Source organism: Collinsella sp. AF08-23, from assembly GCF_003479805.1.
Lineage (GTDB): Bacteria > Actinomycetota > Coriobacteriia > Coriobacteriales > Coriobacteriaceae > Collinsella.
In genome coordinates, this window is the sequence record NZ_QUHV01000006.1 from 119,806 (window position 1) to 135,435 (window position 15,630).

12 protein-coding genes are annotated in these 15,630 nt (G+C 62.1%); 2 read left to right on the forward strand and 10 right to left on the reverse strand.

The features are described 5' to 3' along the window. Positions 1-42: 42 nt before the first annotated feature. The 6 genes from DWV48_RS05005 to glp form a co-directional block, all read right to left on the reverse strand. Positions 43-3,498, reverse strand: coding sequence for an exo-alpha-sialidase (locus DWV48_RS05005; protein ID WP_118653736.1), 3,456 nt, complete (start codon positions 3,496-3,498; stop codon positions 43-45). A gap of 342 nt (positions 3,499-3,840) precedes the next feature. Then, entirely contained in the window at positions 3,841-4,944 is a 1,104-nt protein-coding gene (locus DWV48_RS05010) for a sulfate/molybdate ABC transporter ATP-binding protein (protein ID WP_118653737.1), read from the reverse strand. Next, entirely contained in the window at positions 4,941-6,494 is a 1,554-nt protein-coding gene (modB, locus tag DWV48_RS05015) for a molybdate ABC transporter permease subunit (RefSeq protein ID WP_233546162.1), read from the reverse strand. The genes DWV48_RS05010 and modB overlap by 4 nt, the downstream gene beginning before the upstream one ends. Before the next feature lie 235 nt (positions 6,495-6,729). After that, a complete protein-coding gene (gene modA / locus DWV48_RS05020; RefSeq protein ID WP_118653739.1) occupies positions 6,730-7,632 on the reverse strand; it encodes a molybdate ABC transporter substrate-binding protein in 903 nt (300 codons plus the stop codon). A gap of 108 nt (positions 7,633-7,740) precedes the next feature. Next, the gene (locus DWV48_RS05025; RefSeq protein ID WP_118653740.1) at positions 7,741-8,247 is read right to left on the reverse strand and encodes a molybdenum cofactor biosynthesis protein B; all 507 of its coding nucleotides are present in this window, start codon (positions 8,245-8,247) and stop codon (positions 7,741-7,743) included. A 39-nt stretch (positions 8,248-8,286) separates the two neighbouring features. Beyond that, positions 8,287-9,564 (reverse strand): gephyrin-like molybdotransferase Glp, encoded by a 1,278-nt coding sequence (gene glp, locus DWV48_RS05030; protein WP_118653741.1) that lies wholly within the window; start codon positions 9,562-9,564, stop codon positions 8,287-8,289. Between the two features lie 216 nt (positions 9,565-9,780). On the opposite strand from glp, the gene DWV48_RS05035 reads away from it, so the two are divergent. Continuing rightward, entirely contained in the window at positions 9,781-11,139 is a 1,359-nt protein-coding gene (locus DWV48_RS05035; protein ID WP_118653742.1) for a chloride channel protein, read from the forward strand. Then, the gene (locus tag DWV48_RS05040; RefSeq protein WP_118653743.1) at positions 11,136-12,188 is read left to right on the forward strand and encodes a diacylglycerol kinase family protein; all 1,053 of its coding nucleotides are present in this window, start codon (positions 11,136-11,138) and stop codon (positions 12,186-12,188) included. The genes DWV48_RS05035 and DWV48_RS05040 overlap by 4 nt, the downstream gene beginning before the upstream one ends. A gap of 71 nt (positions 12,189-12,259) precedes the next feature. On the opposite strand, the gene DWV48_RS05045 is transcribed toward DWV48_RS05040, so the two are convergent. From DWV48_RS05045 to DWV48_RS05060, 4 genes are all read right to left on the reverse strand, one after another. After that, positions 12,260-12,838 carry a xanthine phosphoribosyltransferase gene (locus DWV48_RS05045; protein ID WP_118653744.1) on the reverse strand — a complete coding sequence of 193 codons (579 nt, stop codon included), beginning with the start codon at positions 12,836-12,838 and terminating at the stop codon, positions 12,260-12,262. A gap of 53 nt (positions 12,839-12,891) precedes the next feature. Further along, positions 12,892-13,863 (reverse strand): alpha/beta fold hydrolase, encoded by a 972-nt coding sequence (locus tag DWV48_RS05050; RefSeq protein WP_118653745.1) that lies wholly within the window; start codon positions 13,861-13,863, stop codon positions 12,892-12,894. A 213-nt stretch (positions 13,864-14,076) separates the two neighbouring features. Continuing rightward, the gene (locus DWV48_RS05055) at positions 14,077-14,619 is read right to left on the reverse strand and encodes a nitroreductase family protein (RefSeq protein ID WP_118653746.1); all 543 of its coding nucleotides are present in this window, start codon (positions 14,617-14,619) and stop codon (positions 14,077-14,079) included. Positions 14,620-14,668: 49 nt separating this feature from the next. Further along, a complete protein-coding gene (locus DWV48_RS05060) occupies positions 14,669-15,586 on the reverse strand; it encodes a TIGR02452 family protein (protein ID WP_118653747.1) in 918 nt (305 codons plus the stop codon). Positions 15,587-15,630: the final 44 nt, after the last annotated feature.

Sequence of the window (15,630 nt, forward strand, 5' to 3'; positions counted from 1 at the left end):
TGCCCCTTTGCCGCGTTTTCAGTCGAAAGCACTTAGCGCCGGTTAGTTCTTACGCCGAAACAATCTGGCACCGATGGCGGAAAGCGAAATGCCCGCAGCACCCAGCAACCCAACGATCGTAACCGGGTCGCCTGTGCGGGGCAGCGATGCGCCGCCATTCGATCCCGTAGAGCTATTGGGCTTCTGATCGGTCGCGCCGCTTGTTCCGCCACCAGGTTCTTGCTCACCGATGGCCGGCAACACAACCCGCTTTTCATCTCGGTACACGTTGCCCTCGAACTCGACCTCGGCTGTGTACACCACCAACCCGTCCTTGGTCTCGGTCGGCTCCGTCCGCACGCTCGTGACCTTGCAGGCAAGCTCCTGAGTCTCACCGCCCGCCGTATGTTTGAACGTCGCGGTCGCCTCCGAGTAATCATCGGACCAGACGAACTCGGGAGCAAGGTAGCCCGCGACGGTGATGCGGCACACGGTGTCGCCCACCATGGCATCGGTCACGCCGGGAGCCACACCCGTGACCTTGAGGCGCTGCTCGGTGCGCCCAGGATCGACCTTGACCACATGCGCGTATTTATTACCCACACCCAACGAAGGGTTAAGCACAAAACGCTCCTCGCCCACTGATGCGACGATGAGATACTGGCCACCGTCGACCACCTGAGCGGCATCGGTCACGCGAACATATCCGGGGATTGGCGATGTGCTCGCATCCTCCCCCTCCTTGGCTGGACGATAGAGCTCCATGGAGTCTCCAGCAAGGTCATTACCACCGCACTGGTCGAAGCAAGCTTTGCCGTCGCGCCAAAAATGCAGGTGCTTTTTCGTGCTCGTGTCATAAAGCCTGAACAGGTTGTTCGCCTCGAACTTAAGCTGGATGACGCCCGCCTGCCCCTGCCCGGGAAGACCTGCCTTCTCGATCTTGAGATATGCGGTCTCCCCGTCCTGCGTTGTACCGGAAACGGTCCAGTTCTCGCCGTTCGCGGTGAACGTGAAGAGCGCATCGCTCAAACGAATAGCCTCGCCCGCAAACGAGTTGTCCGAACCCAGACTGCCGGGAATCTCACCCCAGACCTCAGAGAGCTTTTGAGACGTGACTTCGATGGAGGCGATGCTTTCATCGGGCTTGTGGGCGATTTCGGCACCATTGACGCCCAACGTCGTGCTCTCGCCGGGACTGACAACAACCTCGACGAGCTTCTCGGGGGCAACCGTCACCGTGTAGCTGACGCCAGACGCAGGGTCGACAAACTCCACCACGCCCTCGCGCTTGCCCTCAAACGTCACCGTCGAAGTACCGTCACCATTATCCTCGACCTTGATTCCAAGAATCGCGGTGTCGACATTCTCATATCCCTTGAGCGAACCCTCGATGTCAAACTCGATCTCGCCGTACAGGGGCACCGAAACATTCCGCTCGTTGCCAATCTCAGCGTTAGGGGCAATATCTTCGATGGAGAAGCTCTCGTACGTAATGCTGTCGGCACTTGCCGCGGTCTGCTTAGTCTCGTACAGGATGCCAATAGATCCATCGGGCAACTCGGTCATGGACGAATAGGCGAACCAGGTGCCATTCTTGGTGACATCAAAGGTGTAGTCCCAGCTGATGCCACCGTCATCCTGCACCAAACCGACATTGATCGTGCCATTGATGCGGCGGCTCGCCGAAGGACAGGACAGGATGATGGCAGTCTTGCCGTCGATCTTCTCGGAATAGGTGATCGCGTTGATCTGGCACCCGGTGTCGATCGTAAGCCCCGAGGCGGGCAGACTTTTCTCGTCCCTCCACGTGACACCGTTATCGGTGGAAACGGCATACCAGCCGTGGCGGGCGAACAGGTAGAGCCTGCCATCGGCTTCGACCACCGTGGACTCGGAAGTCTGGTTCTGCAAGTTATTGCTGCGGTGCCACGTGACGCCGTCATCGGAATAGATGGTACTCGTGTGGCCGTCGCCCTTACCGTACTCATAGGTGTAGCACGGCAGGATGATGCGGCCCGTCGAGGTCACGACGCCGCGGCCTGGTCCCACACCATAGAAGCAATCATTTTTGTCGACACTCGTGCGCACCTGCTCGTTGAGCATCATCGGGTCAGACCAGCTGGCGCCGCCGTCGCTCGAACTCACGAGCCACAGGTACGAAGTGGCCGTCACATGCAGGTCGGCGTTGAAATAGAACACGTTCTGCTGGACGTAATCGCTGCTACCCAGCTGTTGACAGTACACGGGATCTTTGTTCTCGTCGAACAGGAAATACTCCCGGTCAACGTAGAACTCGGTGGCTCCTCCGTCTGCCTTGATGACGGGAGCGTAGCCGTCGGCGCCAAAGTCGCCGACGTAGTGTGTGTAGCCAGTTCCACGCTCCACACCGACGCTGCGCTGCGTATCGGGATTAGGAGACGCAAAGAGCACGAGGCGCTGCTCGCCATCGATCTCAACATAGCCGCTCGCATTGACGGGATGGTTGTTCGCGGCGGAGTTGAGCGCGACGCCGCCCGGCCACAGGTCGACCATCATGTAGACGGTGCCCTCCCTCTCGACCATCACAGGATCGATGAACGCCGTGGCATGGCTGTTATACGCGTTCGTGCTGTCGTTGAAGTAGTTGGGGAAGCTGTAGTTCCAGGTCTTTCCGCCATCGGTGGACTTGCTGACGATGGTATCGAGGCCGCCGGCGTCGCCGAGCGTGGTCCAACGCGCATCGATAGCCGAAAGCAGGCTGCCATCCTTGAGGGTGATTAACGAGGGGATACGGAAGTACTGGCTCCCCGCGGTCCCAGAAGCATAAGGCTGGTCATACGTGACGCCGGACGCGGGCTTGTCGTTCGGAATCACGTTCGGGGTGACCTCGGTCTTCTTGTATGCAACGAACCCATAGGGATCGGTCGAGACCTTCCATGAGCCGTTGGCCGTGTTGTTGAAGGCGAAGTAGTACATGGTACCGCTGACCTCACGACCGATGGAGAAAGAACCATCGTCCATCCGCTCGACCTTGAGCACCTGAGCCTCGTCTCCGGGAGTCGCACCACCTGCGGAGATGTTCAGGTACTTGCCGCTCGCCGTGTTGGACTTGACGGTGTAGCCGCCCTCGACCGCCTCGATGGTCCACTGGTGGGCGCCGGTGCCGGCAAAGTTGCCGGCGGTGCAGTCGGCAGGACTCAGCACGTCGGAGTGAGCAGACGTTTTACACTTGTCCAGCGCCGCCGCACCATCCGTGTAATGCAAAATGCGGTACTCCGTCTTACCCGAACCCGCAGTAGCGGTGGTGGTCACGAGGGAATACGTTTGTCCCGACTCGATCTCGCCCGTCACCTTTTGGTATTCAATCGTCTTGGGCAAGCCGTTATCGGAGCTCACATCGGCCGCAAGCGCCGCCGCACCTCCAATCCCCGCTCCAGCGTCGCCTGCCTCATGCGCAATCGCGACCGCGGGTGCCCACGATAGCGCGAGGCATGTACTGGCGGCAACGGCCATTGCGGCAAGACGCCTGTCCTTACCCATATGAAACACCTTTCGAACGGCGCCTTCCCATGCGAACTATCCAAGGCGCACGAAACCCAATGCTCTTTAATTTAGATAGATAAGCCCACCAGCTCGATGGGCATTCCGCAAACGGCGTCAACACTGCCGCCAACGATCAGCGTGCAGATACTGGTATGCAAAGAAGATTGCCAGTTAAAGGCCATTATGGAGGGTCTGTGCGCAAAGTGGGGCAGAACAATCGGCCCGATGGAACCGGTCAAAAATGAGGGCCATCAAAGCAAACGTGTCTCCAGGAGCAGAGCGCGTGTTCGCGTGTTCGCGGACACGCCAGCCAATGCTATGCCACCCGTGCTCAGGCAGCTACTTAGCAACCAACAGCAACCGGCTAGCATCAAAATGGAGACGGAGCGTCTCGCCTTCACGGGGCAGCTCGTCGCTCGGCGTGTCCACCATGTCGACCTTCCACTGAATACGTGAACGAGCGCCCGCGAGCGGCGGATCGAGCAGCACCAGCCGCTCAAAACGCGAATCACTCACGCGCGCTACATGCAAATCGAAGCTGTTGCGGCGGCGCTTCCCCGTCTCACACGAGCGGTCTCGATGGATGTGGCGCGCGCGGACGCCCAGATACGCAACGTCATCGGGCACCTCGCGACCCACGTCGAAGGTCATGCCCCAGTCGATGGCCTCGACGTTTGTGGCAGAGACCTTGCACGCACGCGAGGTGTTCTTGCACCCCGTCAGGCGCATGCCGGCAAGCGTCTGGGGGCGCGTCATGAGCTCGCTCGCTGTACCGCTCTCCTCGATGCGCCCATTGTGCATCACGCAGATGCGGTCACACAGTCGGCACGCCTCATCGATGTCATGACTCACGTAGAGCACCGTGCGATGCACCACCGAGAACACGTCGAGCAGATTCTGCTCAAGCGCGCTTTTTAGATAGGAATCGAGCGCGGAAAAGGGCTCGTCGAACATGAGGATCCCGGGGCGGGCGGCGAGCATACGCGCCAGGGCGACGCGCTGCTGCTGTCCACCGGATAGCTGGGAGGGATAGCGATCGGCAAAATCGGCCATACCGAAGATGTCCAAAAACTGCCGAGCGCGTGCACGATGGAAATCGAGCTCGGAACCGTGGCTGGGGTACGCACGACCGGTGCGCGGCATGCCTGCGCAAACGTTGTCCTCGACCGTCATGTGCGGAAAGAGCTGGTAGCTTTGGAACAGCAGCGCCGTTTTGCGTTCTTGCGGCGAAAGGTCGATGCCGGCACGGGAATCGTAGAACGTCACGCCGTTGACCACGATGCGCCCTTCATCGGGAGTCTCAACACCGGCGATGCACCGTAGCGTGCAGCTCTTTCCGCAGCCAGACGCCCCCAGCAGGGCAACGCGCTCCTCCCCCGCCTCAAGAGATACGTCGAGGGAGAACCCCGGATATCGCTTCTTGATGTCAAGACTCAGGCTCATGCCGCACCATCCTCAAACAGCGAACGCAACGCCTCACGATCGATGCACAGCGCGTCACCGCCGGTTTCCTCCAACCCGTCGCGCACGGAATCGGGTCGAGCACCGGAGTCCGCAAGACGAGAGACTCCGCACGCCCGATCGCAACGACGACCCGCCACCGAAGCGCAACGGAGGGCACCGGGTGCCGTGCCGCCATCGCGATACCCCTGATGGCGCGCAGTGTAAGCGTTGATCCCCCATACCACGAGGAAACTGAACGCAATGACGACCACCACCCAGAACAAGGCGACGGAGGTGTTGCCGCCCATCCACTCGAAGTAGATCGCGATCGGGATGGTCTGCGTGATGCCCGTGTAGTTACCGGCAAAGAACAGCGTGCAACCGAACTCACCCATGGCGCGCGCGAAGGCGAGCACCGTGCCTGCGGCGATGGAGGGCCAGGCAAGCGGAAGCATGATCTTGCGGAAGATGCGCGACTCCGACCATCCAAGTGTGCGGGCGGCGTCAAGCATGCGTGCATCGAGCGACTCGAAGGCGCCGAGCGCCGTGCGATACACGAGGGGGAAGCTCACGACCACCGCGGCGATGGCCGCCGCCTGCCAGGTGAAGACGAGCGAGACGCCGTGTGCGATGAACCAACGGCCCACCGCGGTCGACTGTCCGAAGATCATGAGCAGCAAAAAACCGCATACAGTGGGCGGCAGGACCATCGGAATCGTAAAGAACGAATCGAGCAGCCCCTTGATGCGGCTCGACGTACCCATCACGCGCCATGCGGCGAGCAGTCCGAACACAAACGAGATGACGAGCGCAAGGCCACTCGTTTTGAGCGAAACCCAGAAGGGGCGGAAATCGATGGACGAGAGGAACTCCGCGGCACGTTCAGTGGGGCCCACGGGGGCATCGGTGACCACGTCGGCGGCGGGAACAAGCTCGGCATAGTCGCACCATAACGCACCGGCACCCAAATCGATGCCAGCTGCACGAGCCTGCTCAACCCCGGCTTGGCCCTCCGGTGCCGCCGCCCACGTCACCGTGGCAAACCGCGATCCATCAGCAGCGCGGGCATTGAAGCGATACCGGCAGTCCCCGATCGTGAACACGTCGTCGTAAACCAACATGTACGGAACGTCCATGCTGGAAAGCAGGGCACCTCCCATACTCGCTTCCTCATCGAGGACGCAGATCATGGACCATAAGACGAAGTCGCTTTCACTCACAAACGGATACAGTCCCAACTGCTGCGCCACACCCTCGTCTATGTGCACCAGCGTCATTTCGGGCGTCCTGATCACCACGACGCTCGCTTGGTCGGAGAGCGGGATCCGGTAGCCTTCAGGCGCACCGTCGACGCTGCGTGCCGTTCCCTTTGCCAGGCGTTCGAAGCCGGTGAGCCCGAACGTCGAGCCCTCGAACGTCGCCGAACCCTCAGAGGGCACCTCGACCCGATCAAGGTAGTCGGAGTAATTCCGCTGCACGGCCTCGCCGGCATAGGCACGAGGCTGGACGGCGGCGATGCAGACCAAAGCGATGATGATGCTCGCCAGCACGCGGGCGGGGGTACACGCAAGACGCATCCGAGCAGGGCCTCCGGCATGAACCGGGCGCCTTGAGCCCAACAGGGAGTCCACACGTCTGCTTCCCACGGGTCAAACACCTACCAATCAGCAATCTTGCAATCAAAAGGGGCGACCGCGATGGCCGCCCCTTCCCTTTTCATGCGCCGTCGCGTTCGTCCCAGCATTCGCGTTCGTCCCAGTATGCCAGAACATTCGGGCGAAGCAGCTATTCGGCAAGCTCGAAGCCGTACTTTGCCCAGATCTTCTGGGCGCCGGCGTCGTTCATGCAAAAGTCGAGGAAGTCCGCGGCAGCCTTGGCATGCTCGCTTGTCGAGGAGACGGCGCCAGGGTACACGATGGGCCTATGCGAATCCTCTGGACACACAAAGGCCTGCTCAATGCCATCGTACCGGAAGATATCAGAGCTATAGACAAAGCCGATGACCGCATCACCGGCCGAAACGTACTTGGCGGCTGTGCCCACCTTGTCGGCCAACGCCACGCGATCGGCGAACTCCGGCGCGTACTCACCGTCGTCACCGGCAGCCCCTGTGTACAGGCCAATGGTAAACAGCGCCTGGTTTGCGTACTTGCCCGCAGGAACCGTGACGGCGTCTCCGATAGCCACCTTGCCGTCGATGTTCGCGAGATCCTCAAGAGAGTCGATCTCGACGTCAGAGCCTTCGGCCTTGGCGATCACGAGGTCATTCACGAACATGTCGAAGCGCGTGTCGTCGTCGACCAGGCCCGCTTCAACGGCGTCATCCATGGTGCCGGTTGAAGCCGTGATGAGAGCATCGACCTGCGCGCCCGCACGCATTTGCTCTATGAGATCGCCGGATGCCTTGAACTGCGTATCGGCGAACGTGACGCCCGTCTTCTCGGTGTACAGCTCTTGCACCTCGGGCATTGCCTTCTCAAGCGAATTGGCGGCGAAAACCTGGAGTTCGACTGCTTCCTTGGAGTCCTGGTCGTTTGAGCCCGAATTCGTTGCCGGTGTATCACCGCCGCAGCCCGCAAGGGAGCCGGCAATCAGAACCGTCATGCCCCACGCCACGATAAAGCGGCGAGACCAAAGCCGCGATCCAGCGAACGCGCGGCTACGGGAGCCATCCTTGATCTTCTTCATGCACTGTCCTTTCCCCCTGATATGGATAGGCGGATGAGCCCGTAGGTACGCCCGCCCACATTATTCATATTATATTTGTTTGAGAATAATACTCAGTTGAGAATAATGTTAATGACCCCCGCCGCGAGACATCTGCATGGCATGCTCGAGCTGGTCGGCAATGGCCTCCCAGCATTCACGTGCCGCCTTTGTCGACCCGGGAAAGTTAATCACCAGCGCGAGTTTTCCCATGGGCAGACCGTCCTCGCCGCGAACCGCGCGCTGCATACAGCACGCGCGGGAGAGCATTGCGCGGCGGGTCTTTGCGAGCGAATACGAACGGATGGCCTCGGCGATGCCCGGGACGTCGCGCTCGCACACCGCAGCGGTGGCCTCGGGGGTCACGTCACGCGGGGAAAGACCCGTGCCGCCACAGGTGAGCACGATGTCTGCCGCCAGGTCGTCGGTCGCGGTGCGTATGGCGACGGAGATCTCCCTCATGTCATCGTGTACCACGTCGTGTGCGCATACCGACCATCCCGCCTCCCTGATCAGGGACTCGAGCGCCGCCCCCGCCTCGTCCTCGGTGACGTCGCGCGTATCAGAGCACGTGATGATCGCGAATTTGATATCCATGGGGCTCCTCCAAATAGTCTGAATGAGCTGGTTGGTGGCTTACAGAACGGTGCCCTCGGGCAGGTCGTAACGAATCACCTCGGCCTCATCGCCTGCGGTGATGCCCCGCAGGCCATCGGGCACCACGAGCAGGCAATTGCCCCGATGAAGGTCGACGAGCATGGCGGAGTTCTGCGTCGCCGCCTCGGTGGCGACGAGCTCACCCGCCGGATCGCGCTCAACGCGCGCGCGATTGTAGAAGCGACGGTCTTGGCGCTTCTTCACATCGCGCTGGACGCGCGCCTTCTGCACGGGCCTTTGCAGATCGGAGTGGCCGCGCATCTTGCGGATGGCGGGGCGAACGAACAGCTCGAAGCCGATAAACGCGCCGGCAGGATTGCCCGATAGGCCGACAAACGGCACGTCATTGACGAGACCGAAGGTTACCGCCTTGCCCGGACGCATGGAAATGCGGTCGAACAGGACCGTGCCCTCGCGGGCGACGAGCGCTGTCACGTAATCGTAGTCACCCGCGGACGCGCCTCCGGATGTCACCACGAGGTCGCACTCGTCAACCGCGCGCCGCACGAGCTCGCAGATGCGCTCTTCGTCGTCAGGGGCGATGCCGTAAAACACCGGCTCCGCGCCCGCGGCAATCGCAGACGCCATGAGCGCGGGAGCGTTGACGTCGCGGATCTGGCCGCGCGCGGGCGCTACCGAGGCATCGACCAATTCCGTCCCCAGGGAGATGATGCCGACGCGAGGCGCGCGGTGCACCGGCACGACGGCGGCGCCGGCGTTGGCAAGCAGACCCGCACCTGCGGACGTCACCACCTCGCCAGCGTGCATGATCACCTCGCCACGGTGCGCCTCGAGGCCGGCGGCGCGGATATTCTCCCCAATCGACGCGGGCCTTCTCAATGCCACGCGCGAACCCTCGTTGCCATCACCCTCGAGAACCTCGACGATCTCGTACTTGACGACAGCATCGAGCCCCTCGGGGACCGGAGCCCCCGTCATGATGCGCACGGTCTCCCCAGGGCCGACGGTCCCCTCGAATACATGGCCCGCGGCCTCATGCCCAACCACATTGAGCACCACGGGATGCCCCCCGTCGGCATCGAGCAGGTCCTCAGCGTGCACCGCGTATCCGTCCATGGCGCTGTTGGCGAAGGGCGCTAAGTCGATATCGGTCGCGACGTCGCGCGCCAAGGGGAGCCCCGCTGCCCTCCAGCAGGCAATCTCCTCTATCGGCGTTGGAACGACGTGGCGCAGGACGACGTCCAACGCCTCCTCCACCGTGAGCATGTGCGCATCGGGGTTGAAGTCTTGTGCCATAAAGTCCCTTCCTCACCATATCCCGGGTGCCGCAACGCCCGCCGCAAATCGAAAGACGATTGAGCCGCGCCGCCGCAACGGCGAGGGCACATGCGATGCCGCCCGTTGTATTCTCATTAGAGAATAGTTCAAGCGCGGTCGTTTGCCTATCGGCGACCAAAGATGGCGGCGTATACTGAAACGCATTTACACCCCAAACACCCAAGGAGGATGACCATGCCCAAGCAGGCGCTCAAAGCGGCGCGAGGCGAACTGCGCCGCGGGTCTCGCGAACTCGCCTTCGATGCTCGGCGCAACGCGGGAAACGCGCGGGCGAGCTTTCGCGTCCTGGTACTCAGCGCGCTGGTCGCCGCACTCATGGGAGTCGCCGGATGGGCTTTCCTCGCCGCGCTACGACTCGCCACGGACGCACGCGAAGCCCATCTGTGGCTCTTCGGACTGCTTCCCCTTGTCAACCTCGCCACCGCCTGGCTCTACCGCAACCACGGATTGCGTGCCCAGCGCGGCAACAACCTAGTCATCGACAGCACCATAACCGGCACACCCATCCACGGCCGCATGGCGCTGCTCACCTTCGCCTGCTCAACCGCCACGCACCTCGCAGGCGGATCTGCCGGTCGCGAGGGAGCGGCAGTGCAGATGGGCGGCACCATCGCGAGCAACGTCGCCACGGTGTTCCGCGTGGAGGGCCACGACCGGCGCGATCTCATGATGGCGGGTATCTCCGCTGCATTCGGGGCGGCGTTCGGCACGCCGCTCGCCGGAGCCTTCTTCGGCATGGAGATGTGCTTTGTGGGCAAACTCGACTACAGCGCCGCCCTCTACTGCCTCACCGGGTCATTCATCGGGAATGCCGTGAGCCGAGCCCTTGGCAGCCCTTTCGCCTTCCAAACGATCTCGCGCGTCCCACCGATGGATCCAAGCGTCTTGGCCGTCGTCATCGGCGCCGCCGTCGCGTTTGGCCTCGCCGCCCGCCTCTTCACGTTCTGCATCCGCACGGTCAAGCGCCTCTACGCTCGCTTCTTCGTGAATTACCTCGCAGCCGCAGGAGCAAGCGGCATCCTCCTCGTCCTCCTTTTCCTCGGCCTTGGCCTGCATCGCTATGGCGGCCTCTCCGAATGGATGGTCCCCGCGGCATTCGAGGGCAAGACCACCCTCTTCGACCCGGTCTTGAAACTCGTCATGACCGCACTCACCGTGGGGGCGGGATTTCAAGGCGGCGAGGTGACGCCCCTGTTCGGCATCGGCGCTTCCCTCGGCGGCTGGATCGGATCGGTCACGCTCGGAGATCCCAGCCTTATGGCCGCATTGGGCATGGTGGGGGTTTTCGGCGCGGCGCTCAACGTTCCCATCACCACCATCATGCTCGGTATCGACATGTTCGGAGCGAGCGCGGGTGCGTACTTCGTCATCGTGGGCTTTATGAGCTATCTCATCGCCGGACACCACGCCGTGTACCCCGCACAGCGCATCGTCACCCCCAAGAGGCGATCGCTCAAGGAGGATACGGCCCTCACCGTAGAAGGCGCTTACGAACGCCATCGCCAGGAGCTCGAGGAGATGATCGACGAATGAGGAACGCCCGGCTCGAGTCACTTGGACATGCGCTCATCATCGTCAACCCCGTTGCGCAAAGTGGTGCGGCAGCAGGGGCTGCAGAGCGCCTCAAGCGCTTCCTCACGATGTACTGCCACCGCGAGGCATTCGACATCGCCCAAACCGAACGCCCCCGACATGCGACGGAGCTTGCGGCCGCGGCGTCAGAATTCGACACCGTGCTCGCACTCGGCGGCGACGGTGTGGTGCACGAGGTAGCCAACGGCCTTATGCAGATCCCGGCGGCGCAGCGGCCCATGCTCGGGGTCGTGCCGGTCGGGTCGGGGAACGACTTTGCGCGCACCCTCGGGCTGACCGACATCACCGATGTCTCCGGCACCGATTTCTCCGCCCTGCTCACCAGCGAACCCACCGTCTGCGACATCATGCGCATCACCTACGAGACGAGCGGCTCAGGGGCACCCCGCAGGGTTGTGGAGTACGCCGTCCAGACTGCCTCATTTGGGCTCGATGCCGCCATTGCCATCGACACGCACACCATGCGAAAGCGCACGGGGCTCACGGGAGCACCGCTTTATATGGCGAGCGGACTCAAAGCGTTCGGGCGGAGCTATCGCGACTATCCCGTTCGCGTTCGATTTGACGATGGTGAGACTCGGCACTTGCGCACCATCGTATTCGCGATCCAAAACGGGCCGACCTACGGATCGGGATTCAACATCTGCCCGCGCGCCAGCATCTCCGACGGATTGATCGATGTATGTTACGCCTCCGGCCCCGTGCCGCGCGCCGTGGCGCTGCCAGTCTTCCTTTCTGCCAAGAACGGCCGCCACGTTGGAAGCAAACACGTGCATATCGAACGCATCAAAAAGGTCGACCTTACATTTTCCGCAGGCGACTACCCCATCCAGCTCGACGGCGAGCAAATCCGCGCCAAGAGCATGCGCATCGAGGTCGTGCCCGGCGCACTCAACGTGTTGCAGCCGCTCGATATCGGCCATGCGGAACCCATCGCAACAGCCGAGGCGCCAAAACGCCCCGAAAGTTCACTCTCGGGGCGTCAATAAGGTAATTATGAGCAAATCGCGCTTCGAAAGTTCACTCTCGCGTCTCTAGCGCGGATCGATGGCGGGAAGCCTTACGCAAAGACGATCTCGCCCGTCTCGTCGTCCATGCCGGCAATGCGGGCGAGGCTCTCCACGCGATACCCGCGGGCGCGCAGCTTGTCACCACCACCCTGATAGCCCTTCTCGATGGCGATGCCGATGCCCGCGACCTCGGCTCCGGCGCTCTCGCAGATGGAGATGAGCCCCTCGAGCGCGCAGCCGTTCGCCAAAAAGTCGTCGATGATAAGCACGCGATCCCCGCTCTCCAAAAAGCGGCGACCCACGATGACCGGATACTCCTTTTGCTTGGTGAACGAGTAAATGGTGGTGGAATACTGCTCGCCGTCCAAGTTGATGGACTGCGCCTTCTTGGCGAACACCACCGGCACATTGCCAAAGTGTCGCGATGCGCAGCATGCGATACCGATGCCGCTTGCCTCGATGGTGAGAATCTTGTTGATGCCAGCACCCTCGAACAGGCGCGCCCACTCGGCACCCATGTGGTCGAAGAGCTCAACGTCGCATTGATGGTTCAAAAACGCGTCGACCTTAAGGACATTGCCGGCCTTGACGATGCCGTCGCGTACAATGCGCTCCTCGAGCTCCCTCATGAATACCCTCCTATGGTCTGCAGATTTCACAGCAGGATACCACGAAGGCAGGGCTACAGTCCCTGGCGTTCCAGCCATGTCAGGATATCGCGGTGGACCTCGTCTTTGATGGGCTCATTCAGTATCTCGTGACGCATGCCGGGATACAGCTTCTCGCTCACGCGCTCGATGCCCGCACGGCGATACATCTCCACGGCGCGATGCACGCCCGCCCCACACGCGCCAACCGGATCTTCGTCGCCCGAGATGAACATCAACGGCAGGGCATGCGGTAGTTTTCGCGCCAAACGGGGATCGGTCGCATCGGACACGAGGCTCGTGAGCGTGTGATAGGCACCGACCGTGAACGGTTGCCCGCACAGGGGGTCGCGCTGATACTCCGCGACGACCTCGGGGTCGGTCGCCAGCCAGTCGACGTCGGTCTTGGCGCCCTTGATCGCCTTGCCATACGCGCCCGCGCCCAGCCCATCGACAAAGGAGCTCACATATCGCTCCCCGTGCTTTTTCGCAAGCGACCGCGTGAGTGCCCTGCCGGCGCTCGACAGAGCGCGCGCCTGATGTCCCGTTCCGCACAGCACCGCGGCCCGAACGCCAAAGGCATGGCGGGTGAGGAACACGCGTGTGACGAAGCTTCCCATGGAGTGGCCGAAGATCACGTAGGGAATGCCACTCACACGCATATCGCATTGGACCGACAAGCGATCGAGGACGGTCTCGCGCAAGGTCTGGACGTCGGCTATGAGCACATCCTCCCCCGCCTCAAGCGGCATGTGGCCCAGATCTTCGGCGCTGGAAACGGTCTTGCCATGTCCTATATGGTCGTTGGCGCACACGACGAAACCCTGCTCGCACAGAAACGAGGCGAACCCCGCATACCGCTCGACGTGCTCGGACATGCCATGAACGAGCTGGATGAGGCCGCGCGGAGCCTCTCCGCCCGAGGCGACCTCGTCTGGCTCCCAAACGAGCGCGCAGATGGTTGATTCCCCATCGCGGCTGGCATAGTTCAAGGTGGTTGTCTTCATGTTGGGAGCTCCTGTGCGATCGATGTGGACTGCGATGTGCACGCATCGACCTTCTTGTACCCCACGCGGCACAAGGGATATCCAGCCATCCGCCAGCGGCGAGATCCGCCCTGTGCAACGCATCCGATCGGGGCGCAGACGCGCCACCCATCCAAGCACAACAGCCTCCCTCGCATGCGGGAGGAGTCCAGCACGAGCAGATGCACGGCGCGGTTACACTTCCAGCGGAAGGAAACGAAACTCGCTCATGGGAATGGTGCGCGCCTCACGCGCCTCAGCGTCGGCAATCTGGTCTGCGGCATACCCAATAGTGAGCATGTGCACCGGATACAGATCCGAAGGAAGGCCGAACTCGTCGATGGCGACGCGCGGATCGAAGTGACACACCCAGCAGGTGGACAGACCGAGATCCTCTGCCTGCATCATCATCTGGTCGACAACGATGCTCGAGTCGATATCGCCCGAATCCATCTGGTCATACTTGCGCACCCAGGCGATGTCGACCTTTTCGCACACCACGAGCACGAGCGGTGCGCCGAAGACGCTACCGTCTTTGGCGAAGTGCTTTGCCGCAATCCCAGCCTTCTCACGCAAGCGCGGGGTATCGCAGACGAGCACGCGCGTGGGATGCTTGTTGCAGGCGGACGGCGCGATACGCCCCGCCTCGAGAATCGCGGAAAGCTTTTCGGGCTCGACCGCACGGTCCTCATAGGAGCGGCAAGAGTAGCGGGCGCGCGTCAATTCGGAGTAGGACATACTGCCTCCCAGGGCATCGTGATGGAAACGGTTGTGCCGCCGAAGCGAACTACAGGTATTTGCGCCAGTCGTCCTCCCCTTCGTCTTCCTCTTGAGCCTCCGCCTCTGCCGCCGCAGCGGCGCGTTCAGCGGCGGCCTCGGCGTAGCTCACGGCGTTCTTCTCGGGAAATGCAGCGAAGACATGCTCGAAATGCTGGAGGTTCTCGTTGAACCGATCGCGCGAAACGGCGAAGATGGCGAGCTCGATGGCGTGCGTGCCCCGCGCAAGTTCCTCGCGGAACAGCTCGGCGACCGTATCGGCGTCCCAACCGAACACACCGCAACCCCAGGCACCGAGCACGACCTTCTTATGCCCAAGCATATCCACCACATCAAGCGCAAAGCGGATGCGCTCGCGCATGGCGCGCTCGAGGACGCCTTCCTTGACGCCATACTCCTCGCGCGCGCGGCGGGCATTGGGAGCGGCGATCACGAGCACATCGGCGTACGCGTGGATCTTATCGCGCGCGAAACGGACCTTGGGAACCACGAGACCGCGGTTTCGATACAGCTCGCAATTGATGTTGCGACGACGATTCTCGCCATACCAGTCACGCTGGGATTCGAGCACGTTGTAGAGGAAAGACTCAGAGCAGAGCGCCTCCTCCTGTGCCCAAGCGCCGCGAATGTAGCCACCACCCGGGTTCACGAACGAGGCGAAGTCGAGCACGGCGAGATCGCAGTACTCCGCGCGGCCGCGGCCGTTCTCGAGGATCGCGGCGACGGAGTCGGCGTCGACCACGCGCACCTCGGGCACGCATCCGGTGACCTCGACGGAGACGGGTGCCTCGACGCGGCGCACACCGGCCGAACTCCGCTCGATTTCCTTGCCGAAGCGCACGGCCACCTGCTCGGTATGGCGCTCGGCGGCAGCGGCGCGCGCCTGCTTGCGGGGGTTGCTCCGCTGGCTCCCTTTGTGTTCCACCATGGATACCCATTACAGTCTGAAATAGGCCATCGATAAATTTCGAT

Bases quoted from the DNA above. Each gene is read 5' to 3' on its own strand.
- DWV48_RS05005 (WP_118653736.1), bottom strand. From the start codon at position 3,498: ATGGGTAAGGACAGGCGTCTTGCCGCAATGGCCGTTGCCGCCAGTACA.
- DWV48_RS05010 (WP_118653737.1), bottom strand. From the start codon at position 4,944: ATGAGCCTGAGTCTTGACATCAAGAAGCGATATCCGGGGTTCTCCCTC.
- modA (WP_118653739.1), bottom strand. From the start codon at position 7,632: ATGAAGAAGATCAAGGATGGCTCCCGTAGCCGCGCGTTCGCTGGATCG.
- DWV48_RS05025 (WP_118653740.1), bottom strand. From the start codon at position 8,247: ATGGATATCAAATTCGCGATCATCACGTGCTCTGATACGCGCGACGTC.
- glp (WP_118653741.1), bottom strand. From the start codon at position 9,564: ATGGCACAAGACTTCAACCCCGATGCGCACATGCTCACGGTGGAGGAG.
- DWV48_RS05035 (WP_118653742.1), top strand. From the start codon at position 9,781: ATGCCCAAGCAGGCGCTCAAAGCGGCGCGAGGCGAACTGCGCCGCGGG.
- DWV48_RS05040 (WP_118653743.1), top strand. From the start codon at position 11,136: ATGAGGAACGCCCGGCTCGAGTCACTTGGACATGCGCTCATCATCGTC.
- DWV48_RS05045 (WP_118653744.1), bottom strand. From the start codon at position 12,838: ATGAGGGAGCTCGAGGAGCGCATTGTACGCGACGGCATCGTCAAGGCC.
- DWV48_RS05050 (WP_118653745.1), bottom strand. From the start codon at position 13,863: ATGAAGACAACCACCTTGAACTATGCCAGCCGCGATGGGGAATCAACC.
- DWV48_RS05055 (WP_118653746.1), bottom strand. From the start codon at position 14,619: ATGTCCTACTCCGAATTGACGCGCGCCCGCTACTCTTGCCGCTCCTAT.
- DWV48_RS05060 (WP_118653747.1), bottom strand. From the start codon at position 15,586: ATGGTGGAACACAAAGGGAGCCAGCGGAGCAACCCCCGCAAGCAGGCG.